Annotated in this window: 24 protein-coding genes, 2 tRNA genes and 1 pseudogene; 18 read left to right on the forward strand and 9 right to left on the reverse strand. The window is 35.3% G+C overall.

What is annotated here, in order from left to right; all coding sequences use genetic code 11:
* Positions 1-6: 6 nt before the first annotated feature.
* The 9 genes from A5816_RS03310 to A5816_RS03350 all read left to right on the forward strand — a co-directional run bounded on the left by A5816_RS03310 (position 7) and on the right by A5816_RS03350 (position 6,921).
* Positions 7-1,026, forward strand: coding sequence for a phage tail protein (locus tag A5816_RS03310; RefSeq protein ID WP_086310708.1), 1,020 nt, complete (start codon positions 7-9; stop codon positions 1,024-1,026).
* Complete coding sequence (locus A5816_RS03315; RefSeq protein WP_086310709.1) at positions 1,027-2,076, forward strand: hypothetical protein; 1,050 nt, start codon at positions 1,027-1,029, stop codon at positions 2,074-2,076.
* Positions 2,076-4,175, forward strand: a complete 2,100-nt coding sequence (locus A5816_RS03320) for a BppU family phage baseplate upper protein (protein ID WP_086310710.1) — start codon at positions 2,076-2,078, stop codon at positions 4,173-4,175. Before A5816_RS03315 ends, A5816_RS03320 begins: the two co-directional genes overlap by 1 nt.
* Before the next feature lie 11 nt (positions 4,176-4,186).
* Positions 4,187-4,633 (forward strand): hypothetical protein, encoded by a 447-nt coding sequence (locus tag A5816_RS03325; protein ID WP_086310711.1) that lies wholly within the window; start codon positions 4,187-4,189, stop codon positions 4,631-4,633.
* Between the two features lies 1 nt (position 4,634).
* Positions 4,635-4,763: an XkdX family protein gene (locus tag A5816_RS03330; protein ID WP_086310712.1), complete on the forward strand. Its 129-nt coding sequence runs from the start codon at positions 4,635-4,637 to the stop codon at positions 4,761-4,763.
* Positions 4,764-4,775: 12 nt separating this feature from the next.
* A complete protein-coding gene (locus A5816_RS03335) occupies positions 4,776-5,165 on the forward strand; it encodes a hypothetical protein (RefSeq protein ID WP_256925990.1) in 390 nt (129 codons plus the stop codon).
* The gene (locus A5816_RS03340; RefSeq protein ID WP_086310713.1) at positions 5,158-5,442 is read left to right on the forward strand and encodes a phage holin; all 285 of its coding nucleotides are present in this window, start codon (positions 5,158-5,160) and stop codon (positions 5,440-5,442) included. The genes A5816_RS03335 and A5816_RS03340 overlap by 8 nt, the downstream gene beginning before the upstream one ends.
* Positions 5,439-6,470 (forward strand): GH25 family lysozyme, encoded by a 1,032-nt coding sequence (locus tag A5816_RS03345; protein ID WP_086310714.1) that lies wholly within the window; start codon positions 5,439-5,441, stop codon positions 6,468-6,470. The genes A5816_RS03340 and A5816_RS03345 overlap by 4 nt, the downstream gene beginning before the upstream one ends.
* 377 nt (positions 6,471-6,847) lie before the next feature.
* A tRNA-Ile gene (locus A5816_RS03350) sits at positions 6,848-6,921 on the forward strand.
* A 369-nt stretch (positions 6,922-7,290) separates the two neighbouring features.
* On the opposite strand, the gene A5816_RS03355 is transcribed toward A5816_RS03350, so the two are convergent.
* Positions 7,291-7,548 carry a hypothetical protein gene (locus A5816_RS03355; RefSeq protein WP_002295273.1) on the reverse strand — a complete coding sequence of 86 codons (258 nt, stop codon included), beginning with the start codon at positions 7,546-7,548 and terminating at the stop codon, positions 7,291-7,293.
* 162 nt (positions 7,549-7,710) lie between these two features.
* On the opposite strand from A5816_RS03355, the gene bsh reads away from it, so the two are divergent.
* The gene (bsh, locus tag A5816_RS03360; RefSeq protein WP_002287105.1) at positions 7,711-8,685 is read left to right on the forward strand and encodes a choloylglycine hydrolase; all 975 of its coding nucleotides are present in this window, start codon (positions 7,711-7,713) and stop codon (positions 8,683-8,685) included.
* A 538-nt stretch (positions 8,686-9,223) separates the two neighbouring features.
* Here the strand turns inward: bsh and A5816_RS03365 are convergent.
* From A5816_RS03365 to A5816_RS16210, 3 genes are all read right to left on the reverse strand, one after another.
* Positions 9,224-9,526: a DUF5960 family protein gene (locus tag A5816_RS03365; RefSeq protein ID WP_038398716.1), complete on the reverse strand. Its 303-nt coding sequence runs from the start codon at positions 9,524-9,526 to the stop codon at positions 9,224-9,226.
* 739 nt (positions 9,527-10,265) lie between these two features.
* Positions 10,266-10,652, reverse strand: coding sequence for a YxeA family protein (locus tag A5816_RS03380; RefSeq protein WP_086310716.1), 387 nt, complete (start codon positions 10,650-10,652; stop codon positions 10,266-10,268).
* A gap of 270 nt (positions 10,653-10,922) precedes the next feature.
* Positions 10,923-11,072 (reverse strand): hypothetical protein, encoded by a 150-nt coding sequence (locus tag A5816_RS16210; protein WP_002293931.1) that lies wholly within the window; start codon positions 11,070-11,072, stop codon positions 10,923-10,925.
* Positions 11,073-11,520: 448 nt separating this feature from the next.
* Here A5816_RS16210 and A5816_RS03390 point away from each other — a divergent pair, with 448 nt between their 5' ends.
* Positions 11,521-11,733 (forward strand): hypothetical protein, encoded by a 213-nt coding sequence (locus A5816_RS03390; RefSeq protein WP_002329372.1) that lies wholly within the window; start codon positions 11,521-11,523, stop codon positions 11,731-11,733.
* Positions 11,734-12,010: 277 nt separating this feature from the next.
* Here the strand turns inward: A5816_RS03390 and A5816_RS03395 are convergent, their stop codons facing one another.
* Positions 12,011-13,810 (reverse strand): glycerophosphoryl diester phosphodiesterase membrane domain-containing protein, encoded by a 1,800-nt coding sequence (locus tag A5816_RS03395; protein ID WP_038398723.1) that lies wholly within the window; start codon positions 13,808-13,810, stop codon positions 12,011-12,013.
* A 126-nt stretch (positions 13,811-13,936) separates the two neighbouring features.
* Complete coding sequence (locus tag A5816_RS03400; protein ID WP_002329369.1) at positions 13,937-14,533, reverse strand: TVP38/TMEM64 family protein; 597 nt, start codon at positions 14,531-14,533, stop codon at positions 13,937-13,939.
* A gap of 371 nt (positions 14,534-14,904) precedes the next feature.
* On the opposite strand from A5816_RS03400, the gene A5816_RS03405 reads away from it, so the two are divergent.
* Both A5816_RS03405 and A5816_RS03410 read left to right on the forward strand, forming a co-directional pair.
* Complete coding sequence (locus A5816_RS03405; RefSeq protein WP_010732334.1) at positions 14,905-15,249, forward strand: carboxymuconolactone decarboxylase family protein; 345 nt, start codon at positions 14,905-14,907, stop codon at positions 15,247-15,249.
* Positions 15,250-15,669 carry a cupin domain-containing protein gene (locus tag A5816_RS03410; protein WP_010732335.1) on the forward strand — a complete coding sequence of 140 codons (420 nt, stop codon included), beginning with the start codon at positions 15,250-15,252 and terminating at the stop codon, positions 15,667-15,669.
* Positions 15,670-15,758: 89 nt separating this feature from the next.
* On the opposite strand, the gene A5816_RS03415 is transcribed toward A5816_RS03410, so the two are convergent.
* A complete protein-coding gene (locus tag A5816_RS03415) occupies positions 15,759-16,112 on the reverse strand; it encodes a hypothetical protein (RefSeq protein WP_002338851.1) in 354 nt (117 codons plus the stop codon).
* Positions 16,078-17,409 carry a DUF1576 domain-containing protein gene (locus tag A5816_RS03420; RefSeq protein WP_002338850.1) on the reverse strand — a complete coding sequence of 444 codons (1,332 nt, stop codon included), beginning with the start codon at positions 17,407-17,409 and terminating at the stop codon, positions 16,078-16,080. The genes A5816_RS03415 and A5816_RS03420 overlap by 35 nt, the downstream gene beginning before the upstream one ends.
* A gap of 255 nt (positions 17,410-17,664) precedes the next feature.
* On the opposite strand from A5816_RS03420, the gene A5816_RS03425 reads away from it, so the two are divergent.
* The 4 genes and pseudogenes from A5816_RS03425 to asnB all read left to right on the forward strand — a co-directional run bounded on the left by A5816_RS03425 (position 17,665) and on the right by asnB (position 21,009).
* On the forward strand, positions 17,665-18,231 hold the full coding sequence (locus tag A5816_RS03425; RefSeq protein WP_002308856.1) for a TetR/AcrR family transcriptional regulator: 567 nt from the start codon (positions 17,665-17,667) through the stop codon (positions 18,229-18,231).
* Positions 18,232-18,374: 143 nt separating this feature from the next.
* Positions 18,375-18,462 (forward strand) — tRNA-Ser (locus A5816_RS03430).
* 194 nt (positions 18,463-18,656) lie between these two features.
* Positions 18,657-18,770 (forward strand): annotated as a pseudogene (locus A5816_RS16020) (linear amide C-N hydrolase); the annotation flags it as partial.
* A 343-nt stretch (positions 18,771-19,113) separates the two neighbouring features.
* A complete protein-coding gene (gene asnB / locus A5816_RS03440; protein ID WP_002335776.1) occupies positions 19,114-21,009 on the forward strand; it encodes an asparagine synthase (glutamine-hydrolyzing) in 1,896 nt (631 codons plus the stop codon).
* 80 nt (positions 21,010-21,089) lie between these two features.
* Here asnB and A5816_RS03445 read toward each other — a convergent pair whose 3' ends face one another.
* The gene (locus A5816_RS03445) at positions 21,090-21,536 is read right to left on the reverse strand and encodes a DUF2188 domain-containing protein (RefSeq protein ID WP_002338848.1); all 447 of its coding nucleotides are present in this window, start codon (positions 21,534-21,536) and stop codon (positions 21,090-21,092) included.
* Positions 21,537-21,748: 212 nt separating this feature from the next.
* Between A5816_RS03445 and rpmG the strand changes: the two genes are divergently transcribed.
* On the forward strand, positions 21,749-21,913 hold the full coding sequence (gene rpmG, locus A5816_RS03450) for a 50S ribosomal protein L33 (protein ID WP_002320810.1): 165 nt from the start codon (positions 21,749-21,751) through the stop codon (positions 21,911-21,913).
* Positions 21,914-21,969: the final 56 nt, after the last annotated feature.

The raw sequence follows: 21,969 nt of genomic DNA on the forward strand, positions 1-21,969 counted from the left end.
GATACTTTGAAAAACATATTAATACGTAATTATGAAGAAACAAAAGAGGAAATCCTTATTAACTACGATAAGGATTCTTTTTCTGTCTCGTGGCAACAAAATGAAACGTGGGAGTTATCTGTGACTGTACCAGAGACAAAAAGGAATCAGGTAACTTTTGATTTAATTGACTATGAAAACTATGTTGTTTTTGATGGTCAGCAGTATTCAATCAAGCAGATGAGACCCTATGCTTCTGGTAGCCAAATCTATAAAGATGTAGTAGCAACTCATGTTTATTACACTATTCAAGATGGTTGGCAATATGACACCATATCTGGAACAAAATCAATCAATGATCTTCTGACTCATATTTTTAAAGCTGGAAACCGAGGATTTAGTTGGGAAGTTGTAGATCCCAACAATGTATTTTTAAAAAAGGAACAGGAGAACTTTGGAAATGATAATTATTTAAATCTTATTAATGAAATTTTAGAAGATTACGGTGCAGTTGTGATACCAAACAATAAGCATTTAGTATTTTACCCCATTTCAGAATATGGAAATATAACTGAACAACAAATCCGATATAAATATAATACGGATGAAGTGTCGTTTGATATTGATACTTATGCTTTGAAAACACAAATTAAAGGGTTTGGTAAGAAAAAAGAAGACGACTCGTATTACTTTAATCCAGTCACTTATACCAGCACTTTATCTCAGCGATTTGGTATCAGGATACAAGATCCAATAGAGGATGAACGCTATAAAAATCAAAATAACATGCTTGAATATCTAAAACAGCAGTTACACGACTATCCAGATGTTTCAGGATCCGTAACACTAAAATGGGCCGTATCTCTTAACAAAGGGGATAAGGTTCTTTTTGTTTATGAACCATTGAATATAAGTACCTACATTCAAGTTGTGGGAATTACTGATTATCCAGCTATCCCTAATAAAGCGCCAGAGATTGTATTATCAAATACCAAGAAAACAATCACTTCAATACTGGCAAATCTTGCTAAGAAAGGACTGATGTAGATGGGGCTTGTTAAACTAATATCAAATAATATCGCTTTAAAATGGAAAGAAACATTCAATAAAAACGTTGATTATCTGAACAATCTTGAAAAGAAACTATCTGTTCAAGACAAATCAACGAACAGTCGTATTGATAATCTCGTGCTTCATTCAGGCGGTGATTCTCCTAACGAAGTAGTGGATGCACGTGTAAATAATAAGGGAGAAATCTTTGATACATTACACGGAAGATTATTAGAACATGAAAACCTGTCGGACGAACAAATTAGTGAATTAATTACAAATGCCGCTAGTCAAAAAGCACAAGTAGAGCAATTAAACAAAGCAGTCCAACAAATCATTGGAGGGTATAACGAACCTATCAGTATCTATGTTTCAAAGGATGGAAACGACCAGACTGGAGATGGATCTCAAGAGAAACCATTTCTCACGATTCAAACTGCTGTTAATTCGGTTCCGCTCATTACAACTTCTACTGTCACTATTTGGATTAGTGATGGGGTGTATTTGGAAGACGTACTTGTCAACGGTTTAACGTTTAGAACGTTTGTCATACGTCCTTTAAACGATACCAGCACATTAGACCCTCAAGTATCTGATTGCCCAGTAAAAGTTAGAAGTATTATGTTCGCAACATGTACTGGCTATTGTCAAATCGTCGGAATGCAGATCGTTGATGCTGCAAATTCTCCACTTTTTCAAGGAAGACAGTATGGAATTGTCAATGAACAGAGTGGCTATATGGCTATTAGTCAGTGTAAATTTGCGGAGAATACTAAATCCTTGGCATATAACGCTGTATACGTAGGTGGGACTTCTAAGATGAATATGTATGGTTCAACAACATTCATTAATCAAGACATAGCTGTGCAAGTTCGTTTGCTATCAGAGTTTAGCGTGGGCGACTTGAAGGGTTCAGGCAATAACATTGGGGTGTACGTTGATGCAGCAACTGCTAGATATGCCAAGCCAGCTGCAGGATTTGCGACAACTGAAAACAGAATTATTGGTCGAGGATTGATTATCAACAATGGGCAGGTGTTAAGCTGATGGTTTATAAAATGAATGAATCGATCATTATGATCCAAGCAGAAGCAATTAAGCCCAATGATACGAATGTTGTTTTTTGGTCGCATGATCGAGGAACAGCTAAGCTTCGAATGAAGTTAGTTCGGAAAAACGGCATCCCTCAAAGCTTACCCGAAGGGACGACTGTTCCGATTCGCTTGATATTTAAATCTGCAACAGCAGAAGACGGATATGGAAAACATGACTATCTTGCCACCATTGAAGATCGTGTGAATGGTATTGTGTCTATCGTATTAGAAGATAATATTTTAGGATATGTCGGAAAAGTAGAAGGTAGCGTATATATTGATTTTCCAAACGACCGCTCGTTAGATACAGCTGGTCGTTTTACTTTTGACATCAAACGCAGTCAAATCGATGATAGTACACCAGAACTAGAAGATTATTATTTCAATGGTTTCAGTCAGACCATTGACAAAATCGAAAAAATTCTAGCTGATGGGAAGCAAGAGATTGAACAGAAAATTGCGGAATCTGAAACGCAGATTGAGGCGAAATTAAAAGACACAAACGACAAAATCACGAAAGCCAATCAAGATGTCGCAACTCTCAATACTAATATTGATAAGACAAATGATCGTATTGATCAAACCAATCAGCAAATCGGTGATCTCGGCAAGCTGAAAAAGATGTACTCCAACAGCATCGACTTCGGGGGCTATGATTATTCGGGGAACCCTAATATTGCGCCTAATGTAGGTTTTAATGATTTTTACAACAATGGCTCTCAAACTGGTTACACCGCTAAAGATGGAGTAGACCACATTGCGGTTACAAGAACTGCAGATGCGCCTCCGGCTGGAAAACTATTAAACCTCCGCACATTGTTACCAAACAAAACTTATTCTCTCAGCGTTGATATATGGGCGGATATGGAAGTGCCATCTGGCGCGGTATCTTGTAATATTCGATTAAGAGAGGGAACAGAAGTAAGGTCTGTTTGGGCGCTTATAAACAAACCTGTGGGTACCAATAGAACGACCTATAGCGTTACGTTTACTACAGCTGCTAATTTTGTGACTACAGAAGAGTCTAGAATATCTTTGTGGTTTAATGATTCAGCTGGTGCATGTACAGGTTATTTAGGCTATAACATCAAAATCGAAGAAGGCTCAACAGCCACACCATACCAGCCAAATCTACTCGATGCACCGTATTATTTGAGTAAGGTGGCTTTGGGTGAGGATATTGCTGACCCTACAGTTAAATTTCCAGTCAAGTCTAGTGGTGCAGAAATATATACTGGTACTATGACAGAGCCTTTTGTTGTGGGAGAAACTTACACTGTAACGCTTAAGGGTACTAAACCAGCGGATAAAAATTTTAGATTATTTAACCCAGGCATTGCTGGGTATGGTAATTTGTCACCTGTGGAAGGAGTCACAGATGTGTGGTCATTAACTGTTACAGTAGATAAAGTAGCTGCTGACCCTAGAATAGCTGCCATAAATCAAACCCCAACAGATAATCCTGGCGCATGTCAAATCGACTGGCTCAAGATCGAAAAAGGCAATACTCGAACCCCGAATATTAGTGAGTATAAATACTTCGGTGAAGGCTTGAAAGACAGCAACAATCCGAATGATTACAGTTGGGATATCACACCTGAATATACTGAAAAAGGCTTGAATGATTCTGTGAGCTTAACCGAGCCTGAAACTGTTTTAGGGCTTAAAAACTTTGAGGATGGTTTGCAAATAGCGGGAAAAGAAGTTGCTACAGTTCCAGAAGATACCGGATGGGTAAATCTAACAGCAATCAATGGTCACTCATGGAACAAACAGGGACAAATCAGGAGAATTGGAAAACTAGTAATGTTCCGTGGATCATTAAAAGGTAGCACGCTAAGTACACAAGATTTTTGTACGATTCCAGAAGGATTTAGACCAAGTAATCCAACTGATAATTATGAGTATCAATTCTTGTTACCACCACAAAGTAGCAATACTTTAGACAATGGCGGGATGGCTTATATCCGACCGAACGGCGTTTGCGGTCTACCTTCATTTAGGGGAACAGTCAACTTGTTTTTAGCACCAATTCAATACTATATAGACTAGGAGTGAAATGAATGAAAAACATTTGGAAATACGGGCGTACTGGCGGAGAGTACGCAGGAAAAGTGTTGGATGACATGCTTGTATCCGTTCCTTACACAGATCAGCCACCACTTGAAGGGGTACGTGCTGATGGCGAACCGCTAACGATCGCTGATCAGATGTTTGATCCTAAATTGAACCAATGGATTGTTTTGACGAATGTATTGGATCACAATAAGCTAAATAATCTTGAAGCAGTGTATGAGGCACTGGAACACGAGAATGGCAATCTAAAACAGCTCAATGCTAAACTCATGCTAAACGATGTAGCAATTAAACAGGAAAATACTGCATTGAAAGAAAAAGCTGACAGTTTAGCACAAATCAATTCAAAGACAATGCTTGCTTCGCTTCAAAACAGCAAGGATATTGCAGAAATTAAAGAGCAACTAAATCCAGAATCGGAAGGAGGCGAGTAGCATGTTTAGTTTTAGCGATGTGAAAATGATGTTTGACTGGGGCTGTTTTACAGAAGAACAGGTTCGACAGTTCGTTCCGTTATGTATCACAGATGAAGAAGCGAATGAGATTATTAATAGTGAAGAATAGAAGCGTACTCAAATGAGTACGCTTTTTATTGTGGATGGAAGTGAGGTCAGTAATTTGCATATTGAGCAACAGCACTTAGCAATGGTAGTTACTGCTTTAATTACAGCAGTTGGAACATTTTTAGCAACTAAGTCAACTAACAAAGTGACTTTAGAAAATGAAAACATTAAGAATGCTACTTCATTGTATGAGCAATATAAAGAATTAAATCAGCAACTACAGCAAAAAGTAGACAAACTCGAAGGAAAAGTCGAAAAGCTCCAAGAAAAGTATGAAAAAGAAATCAATTTCTACAAGTTGGAAATTGAAAAATTAGAAGGACAGAACGAACTTTTACAGCGAGAAAATGAAGTATTGAAATTAGAAAATATTAAATTGAAAGAAGGAGTATCGAATGATTAATTGGAAAACTAGATTTAAAAATCCGCAGTTTTGGGTGCCATTTATTTTGTTTTTGTTTAGTACTATCGGATCCGTTGCACATGTGACAGAAGCTGATGTTACAACGTGGAATGGTGTTGTGCAAATTATGAAAAACATCGTGATGAATCCTGCACAATTATTTGCGTTGGTATTTGCCTTATATGGCTATATTGTCGATCCAACAACAAAAGGATTTTCAGATAGTCAGCAAGCTTTAAGTTATAAAAAACCAAAAGATTGGAGAGAAAAACAATGACATTGAATGTAGTAGATTTATCAAATAATAATGGATCAAAAAATATCGTAGATTATCCTGCTGATGCTTATATGTTTAAAGCAACTGAAGGAACAGGGTTTGTTGATTGTTACTGTGATCCTTTTGTGCAACAAGCAGTTAATGCCGGTAAACCTTTTGGAGTTTATCATTTTATTAACGGAGAAGATTGGAAAGCTCAAACTGATTTCTTTTTAAATAATGTCCAAGGGTATATTGGAAAAGGCATTTTAGTACTTGATTATGAGATGTATGGACGACAAGGAACAGGAGTACTTAAACAGATGCTCGATCGTATTCAACAGAAGACGGGTATCAAGGCATTAGTTTATACTTCTGCATCAGTATTATTTGAAGAAGATTTCTCAGAAATTGTTCAAGCTGATTATGGTCTGTGGGTAGCAGCTTATCAATCGGAATTCCCTGCTATTAAGCACTGGCCTAATGCAGTTATGTGGCAATATACTTCAACTCCTTATGATAAAAATTACTTCTATGGTGATGCTAATGCTTGGAATGCTTATGCGAATGCGGGAAAAGGGAAGGATAATGATTCGGCTGATAGTAGTTCTGAAATCCCTACCCCAAGTAAACATGATAATATCATCGCAAAATCGCCAGTTAAAAAGAATGGTAATTATTTAGCTAAACTAGAAGTGTTTAACGAGTTTAGTTTAGGTGTATTTCGTGGCGCCGGTTGGTTGGTTCCTCAAAATGGGGCACAACCTTTTAATCATGGTTATATATTCTTTATGGATGCCGAAAACCCCAAGTTAGAATTGGGGCGTTGTGAATCAAAACGTTTGGTGCGTGAAGACGTAAATAAAGCTTATAAAATTCCAGAAGGTATGCCTTTAGGACTGGATGGAACAATGGACATTAAGAAATTTGCTGGTAGAAAATGTTTTATCAAATTACGCCGAACCAATGAATTAAAAGGCGATGTAATTGATGGACAAACTATCGATATCGATTTTCCAGAATATGTATTGACAATACCTAAACGATAATATGCTTTTCTTCTTGTAAAAAGACCTCAATCAATTATTCTGGACTGAGGTCTTTTTTCAATTTTCTAAAAAATTAAAGTAAATAATAGACTAAAAAATAACCATGTGAGATAATGAGCATAGAAAAAAGCTTCAGATACTCCCTCACCCTAGAGTCTTTCCCCAAAAAGATAAGTATCTGAAGCTTTTTTCTTTTTATGACTTGGAAATAATAGCATAAAATAATATATTTTACAAAGAATAAGTATAATCTAGTTTTTTGCTATTAAATGTGTAATAATAAATATGCCATCACAACAAAAAGAATGGAATACCATCACTTAGCACACCTAGACTATGTGCATTCTTTTGTTTAGCAGGAGTTGTGATGGTACTCTGTACCCTTAGCTCAGTTGGTCAGAGTAGACAGCTCATAACCGTTCGGTTGTAGGTTCGAGTCCTACAGGGTACATACTATAGTAATTAAGTTAGTTCTGTGTTAAAATTACTTAGAAGAGTATTCATGTAAATAAAAGCTTTCTTCAGCCACCTTCGGGTGGTTATTTTTTTATACACAATCTTATGTCTATTTCCTTCATAAGTTATGATGACATCTGTTCAGAGCTACTCGAAAGAATAGCTTTTTAGTATTGATTTTTTATAGGATGAGATTATAATAATCGTAATAGCTGATGAATCAATTTCCCAATCTTTTTACGCATTTAAACAGCGAAGCGTCTTCGGACGCTTCTTTTTTGTACTACAATCAATATTTATATTTGGATTACCTCTAGATAATTTCTTTATATAAAAAACGACTCATAATGAGTCGTTTAATAGATCAGAGTAATAAGTCATTGATTTCTTTAAATTCTTTATCAAGTTCTTTTTCATCATATTTTTCATATTTATCAGCTTCATGAAGAACTTTTTTAATTTCGTGAATAGCCTTTCGTTCAACTAACCATTTTTTTAGGTTATGTTTTTTTTCTGGATTTTCAGATAACGTATCAAGTTCGTCTAACTCTTTATCCAGTTTATTGACAACAGAAACAATTTTGTTTACAACTTTTTCTTCTTTGTTTTCTAAATTTGACATTTATCTTCACGTCCTTTTTATTTGATAATTTAAGTATAGAACTTTGATATAGTTTATACAAATAGAAACGCTTCTTCGTGTATTCTGTGCTTTTCTTTTGGAATGAGGAAAACTTTGGAGTAATATGAACGTGGACAGAACAATATTTAGGAGGAATAAACTATGTGTACGTCTATTACTTATGTAACAAGTGATCATTATTTTGGAAGGAATTTTGATTATGAAATATCTTACAATGAAGTAGTCACTGTTACTCCAAGAAATTATAAGTTGAATTTTCGAAAGGTAAATGATTTGGATACTCATTATGCAATGATTGGTATTGCCGCTGGTATAGCTGACTACCCTCTTTATTACGATGCGACAAATGAAAAAGGATTGAGTATGGCTGGGCTAAATTTTTCTGGGTATGCTGATTATAAAGAAATACAAGAAGGGAAAGACAATGTATCTCCTTTTGAATTTATTCCTTGGATTTTAGGACAATGCTCAACAGTAGGAGAAGCTAAAAAATTGTTAAAAAATATCAATTTAGCAAATATAAATTATAGTGATGAACTTCCTTTATCCCCTTTACATTGGCTATTAGCTGATAAAGAAAAATCAATTGTCATTGAAAGTATGAAAGATGGACTTCATATATATGATAACCCTGTGGGTGTTCTTACCAATAATCCTTCATTTGACTATCAATTATTTAATTTAAACAATTATCGTGTCTTATCGAGTGAAACTCCTAAAAATAATTTTTCAAATCAAATAAGTTTGAATGCCTATAGCCGCGGTATGGGAGGGATAGGATTGCCTGGAGATTTGTCCTCAGTTTCTCGTTTTGTTAAAGCGACTTTTACGAAGCTGAACTCTGTATCTGGAGATTCAGAGTCAGAAAGTATTAGTCAATTTTTCCATATCTTAGGTTCAGTAGAACAACAAAAAGGTTTGTGTGATGTTGGTGATGGAAAATATGAATATACAATTTATTCTTCTTGTTGCAATGTTGACAAAGGAATCTATTATTATCGGACATATGAGGACAGCCAAATTACTGCAATTGATATGAATAAAGAAGACTTAGATAGTCATAAGTTAATTAGTTATCCAATTATAGAAAAACAACAAATTAAATATATAAATTAGTTAGTATGTTGTGGTTGAGTATTTAATATAGATATAATACAAAAAGGCAAAGATATTTTCAAAACATTTTTTCTTGATGTGATATCCTTGTCTTTTTTGTAATGTTTTTAACTTATTGCTTTTGCAAAATTTATTTACCTGTTTTCTGGATCAACGATAGTGTATATTATGCTATTCTTTTTTGGATTTTAGGACGTTTAAAGAGGCACTTTTTTACATAACTTAATCCATAGACCTTTTAAGTATGCTGTGAGATAATAATAAAGAAGAGTTTAAAGCGCACCCCAAACCACTTCCCCATAAGTGTATTACGCTTTAAACTCTTTTATATTTGAATTCACTAAGAAGCATACCATATTTTTGAAAAAAAGTGAGAAAAAAGGCTTATAATTAGGATTTAGAGTAATTAATTAGATGTTTATTTTATAGGACTGATACTATAGATTACAAATAGTATCGTATTTCGCAATCTTAAAATTATCTTCTTACTATAAATAAGATAATAAAATTTGTATTTGTCCTTTTTAGGTAACTTATTTTAATCTATATACCTTTCTGGATCAACGAAAGTATACTTTATATAGTCATAACGCCGATGATCGCTCCGTGCGTCTGGCACGTCAGTCACGATATCAAACAAAAAATATACATCTTTCTTCATTCTAGTTTTCGCAGCAGGAATTTTAAAGTAGTTCTTATTAGAATAGTAGAGATTGATTAATAAGCTATCTTCGATTGCTAAAAAGAAAACTTCTGAATCCCACACCTTATAAAAATCTTTGACAAATCTATTCGAAGGATCAAATTTAAACCATAATTGTGTTTTTCCTTCCATTAACATATAAAGTTCACCTCAAAAAGAGTATACGAACAAACGTTCCTATTGTAAACCCTAAAATAGATTTTCCTGAATATGTATTGACAATATCTAAACGATAATATGCATTTCTTTTTATAAAAAGACCCCAGACAATTAAATTTGGTTGAGGACTTTTTTCGTTCTTCTATTAATTTTTCTAACTCCTGTTTCAATATACATATAAAAAAGTAAAAATAATAGAAAAACTAGTGATAGTTTTGGTGATAGTGATATTAAAAATCAGAAAAAATAGAAAAAGCAGGAGATAGATAAAATGCTGATATTTCAGCGTTTTATAACGGTATAAAAGAGAAAAAAAGTAAAAAATGTATATATGATATAAGAAAAACATGTTCGCACTTCTAGGCAAACCAGGCTTTGAAGACCTTGCGAAAGAATTGAACGAACGCCTTTAAAATAAGGGGTTTTCGCTAGATTTAAAAAATCAGTGATAGAAACATGTTCGCTTCAAAATGAAAACTGGTACCCATTTAGGTACATAACACATATTAGCACCGTTTATTCGGAAAAAGGGGGATGTGACAAGAATTTTGTCACATCCCCTTGTTTGTATGGGAATCGATTCATTGCCTTGTTCTTTGGTTAAGGACTGGAAGAACAGGAAAGTGACTTCGAAGACCAATTCTATTTTTTTGTTTTCTAAAATCGACAAACAAAAAAGCACTCAAATCGAGTGCTTTTTTACGATAGTTTCTTAATCTTAAGATAGCCCTAATTTGTCTTTTATAGATGAAGGTACTTTATCGCTAGTGATTACTTTTTTCTCTATAATTCGCTTTTCGCTTGCTTTCAACTGCAAGATCGTTCCTTCAGGATAAGCAGAACCATTAGCAGAGTCGCCAGAAGTAATGACATCAAAATCCAATTGTCTTTTTTCACCGTTTTCAGCATACGCATCTACGTTATATTTAAACCCTTTTCCAATTACTTCTCCATTATCTGCTTTAATATCAGTTTCTGCAGGCATTGGTGCTTTGATTACTGCATAATAATCTTTTCCTACATAAGTAGACTGATAGTATTCCCAGCCTTTCCAACCTATAAAAGCAATCAATACGATAACGATCAACCCTAAAATTTTTTTCATGAAAATTCTCCTTTTTTATTTTTATTCTATAGAATATTATACAGATCATAACAAAATATCATCATCGAAACAGCTAACAATATTGTCATAAAAAGCGACGATAATTGATATTAAAACTTATATTTTTATTTAGGTCAAGAGGTAATGACAGATATAATGACCAAATGTATGTAAAAAATACAAAAAGACGTCTGTCGCGGATCACCGTTACAAACGTCTTTTATTGATTTTCCGAGATCTCATCAGTCGCCATTTGGAATGGGTCACTCCTTATCTAGATTCATTTAATGCTCGGACTGCTTGTTCAATTGTAATACCAAACGCAACGTTATTTTCGTTTTGTGCATCAATCGCCATAAAACGGTTAGAAGTTGTATCAAAGGCTACGCGGTATTGCATATTTGTTTTTGTAAACGTCATAAAATTCATCTCCTTTGTAATGTAATTCAGTTCTTGAAAGTTTCCTTTAAACTTTCGAACCTGTAACAAGTTTAGCATCGTCCGTTTTTTCATGCAATTAAAAAGCATTTATCACTTTTCTTGTTTACTTTTTCTTAAATCAATCAGCTGTTTTCTTTCAAGCCAATAAGTAGTCCAACCATCAACGTTACAAAGACTATTGCTTGGATATAGATCATATGCTCACCCCCTTGTAAATAATTTAGCAGGATAATGAAAAGAACACACGAACAACATAAGAATATAAACAAACGTTTTTGTCACAACATCTAGAATTATGATAAGAAAATAGTTATCTAAAAAGTAAAAAATAAATCAAATAAAAATAAAAAAGCGGAATAAAACGTTTTCAAATGGAGGGAGATTTGTTATTATAAAATAAAGAAAAACAAAGAAAAGAGGGAATGAAATGGTAAAAGCAGAAGTAGGAAGAACTTATATATGCAAACCGATTGGCGTATCTCACGAACTAATCGGCTGTATTGAACGTACATATAACAACACGGCTGTCGTGTATGTTGAAAGTTATGACCAACGAGACCATCCAATCATCCATGAAAGCAAGTACCGCATGCTCGTAAAATTCTGTGATATTAGTGCACCTGCTGAATTGGTTTCTTAAACAGTATTTTTGAGAATTCGCAAGAACTCCCTTATAATATAAATAAAGACAGAAGGGAGCGAGAAGATATGCCAAAAAGAAAAAGTTCAGGGAAAATGGGAATTATTCTTGCAGTGATCTCTGCAATTCCTGCTATTTTAGCTATTGTTCGTGCGATGAAGGAATCAAGAGAAAGTTAAGGACACGTTATGAATGTCAAACAAAAAACGCATATACCTGCGATAGCAGGTCATGCGTTTTTTGTTGTATAAAGGCTTATTTCATCAACTATTTTTGATTAGCCAACACCCAAAACAAAATTTAGTAGCTTGTCTGAATAAGTGATTTCTTCATCTGTTTGTTTCACACTTTCATTTAGTAGTCCCATCTCATCGGTTATGATACCATCCACACCATAAAACATCATGCGACTCATAGCATCTGAATCGTTGATTGTCCATACATATACTTTTTTTCCATCTTGATGGGCAGAATTAATGAAGTTACGATTGATCGTACTATACTCCATTGTCAAAAAATCAGCAGGCGTCACAGGAGGTCCAACGATATTGAAAGGCAAGATATAGCCCACATAAAAGTTTGGTTCTGCTTCTTTTAAATCAGAAACAGTTTGGTACGTCAAACTTTGCAAAATATGATGATTCTCTAAGATCGCTTTGCGGTATTTCTGAACAAATCGTTCGACCAGGTCATCCGAATCTTTTTTAGAGGTCTTGATCTCAATAAGTAATTTTTGGTTCAATTCATGCGCTTTTTCTAAATAAGAATCAAAAGAACACACAGGGGCTTGGAACCCATTTTCAGTAACCGTAAGATTTGTCAATTCTTTCAATGTCAAATCCTGTGGTGTTCGATTTACCCCTGTTAAGTGACGAAGATTTGCATCATGCATCACTACGAAACGGCCATCTTTTGTTTCCTGCACATCCATCTCTATATAATCAGGATGATAGTCTCTGCTTGTTTTTTCAAGTGCTTCTAAAGTATTTTGCGCCCCATTTTGCGTACTTACACCTCTGTGAGATACAGTCACTGGTTTTGTCTGAACTGCCGAAGTCAGATAATCCATATTGTAAAGACAAACGCCAATACCGAAAAAAACTGCAAAAAGGGTCAAACCAGTGTTTTTCAGCGCAGATAAACGCACGTTGGGTGTTTGCGGCGTAAACCACTTGGGAATCTCTGGTAAGAAACCTTCGTCATCCATGAAATCAACGATGATATAAAAAATTCCTACAGTAGACATCACGATATTGAATAATAAAATTCCTTGTAAAAGCGTCATCGCAAATACAGCGCTGATCAATGCGTAATTCGGGAAAAATTCTTCAACAACACTTTGTGCCAAAATAACAACGATATATCCTAAAGAAGAAAGAAGTAAAATTGTACCGCCAATCACGATAAATTGCCCCATGATGGCAAAAAGACGTGATTTGGTCAGCAACCAGCTTTCTCGAATGGATGCTCGAAAAGGTCGATCTCGTAAAATCATTTCAGGTAAAGCGAAAATCAAACGAATCCCAATATAGCCAAGAAAAATGTAAACGAGTAAAAAGGAACTGACGACGATCCAGCGGTTAGCAAAAATAAAATCCATGATAAAAGCAGGGATTTTTATTTTTGACAGTAAATCAGAATTGAAACTTAACCCGCTGATCGGTAGAATCAATAAAAAATAAGCAAGAAAAAACAAAAAAGTAATAGGTCTCACTTTCTTCAGTTGAAGTATCGTCAAGTGCAAGAGCTGCTTTAAAGAAACCGGTTCTTTCTTTTTAATAAAAAAGACGCTCATCAAAAGAAATGCAAATTCGAAATAAACCAATAGTAAAATCGTCAGTAAAACGGCGATTAACGACAGCAGAACTCCAGGATGCTGAGAGAAAATCAAAGGAATATTGTCATAAGACAAATAGTCAATCGCTCCTCGGTGCAAAATAAAACGAGTCGTACTGCTCAATAAGGGTAAACAAATAAATAAAATAAAGCCATGCATCAGCAAGACATCACGGAAATAAGCTTGTGTTCCTTTCAAAAAATCCCACGCGTTGCCTAAGCTACGTTTCAAATAATTCATCCTATCACCTACTTTCACATTGTAGCGCAAATCCAATGAAAAAGGAAAGGGCGCAATGTATCTTGCAGACCCTTTCCCAGAATTAACATTGGTAATCAATCAATAACTGATTTTGCAAAATAAATATTAACCAAGAAGACCACTTAGATATTGTCCTCCATAAATCAAAGCCATACTATATAAGAAAATCGATAGTGGTTTAGCAATCAAAATAATCAGTGTATATCGCTTCACTGAAATGTTTGTCAATCCAGCCATCAAACATAACGCATCGTCCGGAGCAACCGGAAGAAAAATAGCTAGAGCAAACAGCTTCTCAAAGCGGTTTTGATTGTCTAACCAGCCAATATATTTGTTATAGGTCTTATCGCTGATCATGGAAAGAATGAATGGTTTTCCGTAACGTCTTCCTAGAAGAAAAATAATAATCGAACCAATACAGATTCCAACATAGTTGTAAATAAAGCCAGCATAAGGACCAAATATCAGGACACCCGCTGCAGTACTGATTCCTCCAGGAATGATTGGAATAACCACTTGCAAGATTTGGATGAAGATAAAAATGACCGGACCTAAAATGATCGAATCACCTACTAATCCTCTTAAAGCATTCAAATCTTTGAAAACACCTAAATTAATAAAATAAATCGTCAGTGCGATTGATAGACCTAATCCGATAATAGAAATGAAATTTATCAGTTTTCGAGAGGCAGCAATATTCATTATTCATCAACTCCTTAGAGGTTCTTTGATATCTATACTTTACTAGAAAAGCAACTGTCTGCGCCACTTTTTAAGATGACAGAAAACAAACAATTTTGTAAGTTCATCATACGTTCATTATAAGTATAAAAGAATAATCTCAAAAAAACATCCAACTAAAGACTTATTTAATATCTTGTTTTTTCAAAAAATAGAAAAAAGATAGAAAACGTTAACAATTATGCTTGGAAAGCATACTGATGGAATAAACTAAGCATTGGACAGGTTAAAAAATGGGGCTTAAAATAAAATGCGAAGAAACAATAGATAAGGATGAAGGCTAAGAACAGTGTTTGAATCACCTAGCAATCACGAACGGAGGAAATAAAAAAATGGCAGAAAAACAAACCGCAGGAAGAGATCAATTGGGGGAGTTTGCACCAAAATTTGCAGAATTGAATGACGATGTTTTATTTGGACAAGTATGGTCAAGAGAAGAATTATCTCCTCATCAGCGTAGTATCATCACCCTATCTGCTTTAATATCAGGAGGGAATTTTGAACAATTGCCGGCTCATCTGAAAATTGGCAAGCAAAATGGCATTACTAGTGAAGAAATAGCAGAAATCATTACCCATTTAGCTTTTTATGTAGGGTGGCCAAAAGCTTGGTCGGCTTTTAGTTTAGCAAAAGAAATCTATCTAGAAGAAAATAGCGAAGATAAGAAAGAGGCGTAAATGATGACAAAACACGAAGAAATACAAAAAGGCGTGATTTTTCCAGCAGGTGAAAAAAACGAAGCATACGCTCAAGTATTTACCGGGCAAAGCTATCTGAATATGTTAGTAAACGATCCCGAAGTTTCTGTTGGTGTAGGTAATGTAACTTTCGAACCAGGCTGTCGCAATCACTGGCATGTCCATACAGACGGCTATCAAATCTTACTTGTGACCGGAGGAGAAGGCTGGTATCAGGAAGAAGGAAAGCCAGCAAGACGATTAATGGCTGGAGATGTCGTCGTAACGCACAAAGGGATTAAACATTGGCATGGTGCGACAAAAGATAGTTGGTTTGAACATTTGGCGATCACTGCTGGTAATTCAGAGTTTTTAGAACCTGTAACAGATGAACTATACGAAGGATTGGAAAATCAATAATATCAAGCTTAGAACAGCTCCTAAAAGTAGATTTTTAATCGAACTTTCAGGAGCTGTTTTAGGTGGATGAAGCTGTTTTGTAAAATAGGCTAATAATAGGGGCGAGGAGAAGCACGCCGGAAAATCTTGATATTGATAATCGGCTGGGCATACATGATTTCCACATCGTCAATCAAACTACCTAGCAGATGATAATCTTCCCGATCATGTCGAGGATTACCTAATAGCTCCTGATAGTAGATTTCCATGCTTGGGTCTCGAGGATTGTTCAGCAAATCAGCAAGTACATCTAGATCTTCTGGCTGAGTTTCTGTTGTGCCCTGTATTTCTATGAAAAGTCCCTCCTCAGCAAATTCTACGCCAATACGTATTTCAGTTATTTCGTGGGAATATAGATAAGTAAGAAGCTCATCGATGATTCTTTTTGATAATTCTTTTTCCAAGTGTCTTTTTTTCCTTTCTGACAGCAGTAAAGTTATCTAGTATCGGTACAAGGATACCTGCAACGAATCCAGTTGAAAAACCACTGTTATATAAATTGAGTCCTCCGTGCAAAGTGCTGACGTTATGGACAAGAGCAATATGTAACATACCAGCTATTACACCGTAAAAACTGCCGTAAAAACCGCTTATGGGCGCGAGACCTGTCCCAAACACAGCGGCAACGAGCATGCCGGTGCTGGTGATCTCATGAAACGTCCCAAACAAAGAAGCAAGAAAGATTCCGACTAGTATCGGAAAACTGTTTTTTAAATGACAACCAAAAGCACTGAAACCAACCGCAGATAAAATAGCACCGATGACAGGACCATTTAACTTACCACCAACCAGCAAAACATAAGAAGAAAGCATTAGACCAACTAGCCCCATGTTGATCAAAGTAGCACCGATACCAGAATTAGCAATGAAATCAGTTGTCAGTTTTCCAGATGAATCGAAAATCTCTCGAATACCCGAAAGTCGAAAGGAATTATAATAGAAACCAAAACCGACTGTCAGCAAAAAAAAGCCGAAAATGATCCAGACGAGAGGGGAATGATATTCATTGGAAACCAATGTATTCTCGACGATCGAGTAGCTGAACAATCGCAAAACAGCAGTAAAAGCCATGGCAATCAAGCCTGAGGTAAATCCAATATTATAAAGCGTGAACCCGCGATGGAAAACTAAAGTTTGAGCAGCTAATGGCGGAAGAAGAAGACCAATTGCTATACCGGCCAAATTGCCCAGTAGAACACCTACTAGCAAAGGAAAGCGCATACCGAAAGTAATGTAACTAACGACCGGCGACAATGCGCTGCCGAACAGTCCTATCATAATATACTGAGAAAAAGGTTTATTGACAAATACAGCATACAGGTATACACCTAAAATGATCGAGATCGAATTATAAAGGTTTTTGCCAAAAAAAGAAAAACCGGTAACTGTTAAAATCGAAGCGAATAAGGGGCCATTTAAAATCACCTTTTGCCGGTAAGCCAAAAGCACAGAAAGTAAGGTCAAGATCCCAACGTTTATAAATGCGCTTCCAAAACCACCCAAAGCAAAATAATCTGTCAGAAGATTGCTTGGCGAGGTAAGAATAGTCAGTAGTCCACTCCAATTAGCAGCAGGTGTACCAGAAACTAAGCCAATAAAAAGAAAAAAAGCACCTGTAAAACTAAGATAAAAATATTTTCTTTTCTGTGAAACGATTCTTTTTTGAGGATGAATATAAATAACGTCAGTTTCGTTTTCCATTACACACCTTCTTTTTCGTTTTCTTTAACTATAACTTGAAATGAAAGATTTGGTCAACTATCATTTAGGTTAAAACTAAAAATGTAAGGGAACCCAGTGAATTTAACCAAATTTTTTTAATTTTGCAAAAAAAGTTAAAGAAGACTGAGAAAAAAATTTAAAATATAACGTTTTGAGTAAAATGTTTGCAAAAAATACTAAAAATAGGGTACAATAAAACAACATATACTGCAGTAAAGAAGTGGGGGAGTTTTAATGAGAAGAAAAGTCTATACCAAGGATCAAATTCTAAAAGCTGCTTATGATGTTGTTGCAAAGGAAGGGTTTAAAGGATTTACTGCGAGAAACATTGCGAAAAAGATGGGGATTTCGACTCAGCCAATTTATCTTGAATTCAAAAACATGGAAGATTTGAAAAATACGTTATTGGATTCAATCTTTGAACAACTAAAAGAAGATGTTTTCCCTATTGAGCGCACGGGTGATAAAATCATTGATCTCGGTTTGAACTATATCTACTTTGCAAAGAAACATCATAGTCTTTACATGGCATTGTACATTGATGAACATGGGGACGGAAAGAAAATGCATGATTTTTCTTACAACTATTTCCGTGAAATAGTCAAAGAAGATGAAAGATACAATCAATTATCGGATGATTATATCGATGCCTTGCATACTGGTACATGGGTAGCGGTGACTGGCTTAGCATCATTGATGTCATCAAACATCATGCATCCAACAGAAGAACAAATCATCGCACTGATCAAACGGACAATTGACTCGATTTTAGCACTAGATAATCCTGAAACAATCAGATAGTGTTCTATCATTATGAATTTGATCGGTAAGTCCGTTGGCTGTAAACTGTCAATGGACTTTTTTTGTAAAAAAACGGTTTCTGTTATTTATCTGTTAGAAATAGGCTTGACATTTCGTGGAAAAAGTTTAAAAATAGTACTTACGGAAGGTTGGCAGAGTGGTAATGCACCGGACTCGAAATCCGGCGAACCGCAGTAATGTGGTGCACGGGTTCAAATCCCGTACCTTCCTTATATATCAACGATTAGACACGATTTCGATCGTGTCTTTTTTGTTGTATTTTTAGCCCAAAATATTTTTTGACTCCCTCTGAGTACGATCTTTCATACATGCTAGGAAATAAATCTCCTTGGACTTTTCTTTTGATATAAAAATACCAGATGTAAGATAAAAGTGTAAAAACGATTTGGTTTAGGGGAAAAGCGATGTGCATCGCGATCACTTATGCAACGAAAGACCATTATTTTGGAAGGAATTTTGATTATGAGTTTTCTTATAATGAAGTAGTTACTATCATTCCAAGAAATTATAATTTCAATTCAACTATGTCAATGAGCGAATGAAGAGCTCTCTTTGGCTGCGTATTTTCTTATATAGTCATAATTAGACACGATCTTTCGGTCGTGTCTTTTTGTCTGGAGGCTATTTTTTGAACAGCATCCAATAATATTTTTTTAACACGAAGAGAATAAGATAGCCTCAAAAAAGAAAACATGGTAAATTAGATATTGGGACTTTATTTTCTGTAAAAACAGAAACTTTCATCTTTTGTTTTCACGTGACGAAACTGTAAGAGAGAAAATATTCGTCCGCTATTTATTCTATGATAAGATGCATATGGATGAAATAAACAGTAATTTTATATTAGGATGTGAAAGTTAAATGTGCGGTATTGTAGGTTTTGTTAACGACAAGGACAACAAAAAAACAATTATTAATACAATGATGGATCGAATCGTTCACCGTGGACCTAATAGTTCAGGTGAATATATCGATAAACACGTTGCTTTAGGATTCAGAAGATTAAGTATTATTGACTTAGAGGGCGGTACTCAGCCTATTTACAATGAAGATCGAACAAAGATCATTATTTTTAATGGCGAAATCTATAATTATCAGCCTTTGAGAGAAGAATTGATTGCAGCTGGTCACGTTTTTCAAACACATGCAGATACAGAAGTCCTTTTGCATGGTTACGAAGAATGGGGAACAGAATTATTGCAAAAAATCCGCGGAATGTTTGCTTTTGCTATTTGGGATAATGAAAAAAATGAGTTATTCGGCGCGAGAGACCATTTTGGGATCAAACCATACTATTATGCAGAAATGAACGGAACATTTATGTTTGGTTCAGAAATCAAAAGTTTTTTGCCTCATCCTGATTTTAATAAAGAATTGAATAAAGAAGCATTGAAACCTTATATGACTTTCCAATATTCTCCATTAAACGGTGAAACCTTTTTCAAAGGTGTCTATCGTTTGCCTGAAGGCCATTATTATACGTATAAAGACGGAAAACTGGACATTCAACAATATTGGGATGCTGATTTTGAAACAAAAGAAACGCATTCTCGACAAGAATGGATCGAAAAAATCGACGAAACTGTCCAAGCTTCTATTGAAGCACATACAATCAGCGATGTAGAAGTTGGTTCTTTCTTATCCAGCGGGGTCGATTCCAGTTATGTAACCTCTGTATTGAAACCAGATCATTCTTTCTCAATCGGGTTTGATGATAAAACCTATAATGAAGCGATTGAAGCTAGAAAACTAACAGAATTATTGGACTTAGACAATACGGCAGCTGTAATTGACGGAGACATGTCTTTTAAAGCATTCCCATTGATCCAGTATCACTTAGATGAACCAGACTCAAATCCTTCTTGCGTGCCGTTGTACTTTTTAGCAAATCTCGCTTCACAAAGTGTACGGGTGGTTCAATCAGGAGAAGGGGCAGATGAACTATTTGCGGGCTACCAAACGTATGGATTCCACACGAATTCAAAATTTATCCGTGTGATTGCTCAAGGATTGAAAAAATTGCCAAAAGGAACGCGCTATAATTTAGGACGTAAAATCGGAAAAATGAAAAATTTCCATGGACGTATCCATTTATATGAATCACTTGCGCCTGCAAAAGAATATTTTATCGGGCATGCTCGAGTGTTCGAAGAATCAGAAGCATCAGAAGTGTTGACGCCAAAATATCAAACAGCGCCGTCTGTGAATGAAATAATGACTGTTCATTACGAGAAAACAGAAGGAATCAAAGATGAAGTCAATAAGATGCAATACGTCGATCTTCATCAATGGATGCCAAAAGATATTTTGTTGAAGGCAGATAAACTTTCTATGGCAAGTTCTCTAGAAGTCCGAGTACCTTTACTGGATATCGAAGTCATGAAATTGGCTCAACAAATACCAAGTAAGTTCTTGTTGAATCAAAACAATACAAAAGATATTTTCAGACAAGCTGCGAACAAACATCTTCCAGAAGAGTGGTCGAATCGGGTGAAATTAGGATTCCCCGTGCCAATCAAAGCTTGGTTGAAAGAAGAACACGGCTACGAACAAGTCAAAGCATTATTCGAAGCAGATTTTGCAAAAGAATTTTTTGATCAAGAAAAAATCATGAAGTTGCTAGATGACCATCACGAAGGACGTAAAGAAGAACAACGTAAAATCTGGACGATCTTCAGTTTCTTGACATGGTATAAAGTTTACTTTGTCGATGAAACGATTCCGCAAGCAGAAGCAATCGACTATGTGACTGTTTGATAAAAAAGAAACAACAATATGAGAAGAAGCATAGAAGCATGTGAGATGATCTCCTTGTTTCTATGCTTCTTTTTAAGTGCTCAGTAACTGATTTCTTTTTCTTTTGTCCCATCTTTTTTATAGATGATCAAAGTTGATTGTTTGTTTTGAGCTACTTGCTTTCCTTTTTCGATTGCTTCTTTTTTTGTATCAAAATGGTTGCTTGCCTTTTTTGCCCCTTTAGATTTCACGATCCATTGTTCTTCCTCATATTCTACGATCACATCTGAATCAAGAAGTTTTCCGGCACGAGGATTCGTATCGTGTTCATCCGTCTTGCTTGGATTTTTTTCTTTTTCGAAGGTTCGTTTTTCTGATTCACTAGCATCTTCATACCATTTTTTTGCTTGATCAATGGCAATTGGGATCGCACGGCTATCAGGGTACCCTTCATCTAATAATGCATTTGCGATGTCGATTGCTTTTTTTCTTGTCAATTTATCTAAGTTTTTCATTGATGCAGGAAAGTCCTTCATGTTCCATGGCATATTAGTATCCCCCTTTATTAAAAAACATAATCTATATAAACAAGTGTAAGGGTATTTATACAAAAAGAAAAAGATTTTGTTTGAGAAGTAAAACCGTTGTATTTATCGTCAAGTAGTTTTACTTAACAAAATCGTGAAAAACACTAGCAATCTAGAAAAAATCATGGTAAGATAATCAAGTCTGAGAGTCATCTTAGAGGATTCTTGTAAAAATGGGAGGGAAAAACATGCGCGTAAACATCACTTTAGAGTGTACTTCTTGTAAAGAACGTAACTACCTAACAAGCAAAAACAAACGTAACAATCCTGATCGTTTGGAAAAACAAAAATATTGCCCACGCGAACGCAAAGTTACTTTGCACCGTGAAACAAAATAATGTTTTTAAAGTTCTCAATTCCTTGCTGGTCAAAGAATTGAGACTTTTTTTATCTC

The sequence above is a fragment of the Enterococcus sp. 3G1_DIV0629 genome, assembly GCF_002141285.1.
GTDB classification, from domain to species: domain Bacteria; phylum Bacillota; class Bacilli; order Lactobacillales; family Enterococcaceae; genus Enterococcus_B; species Enterococcus_B lactis.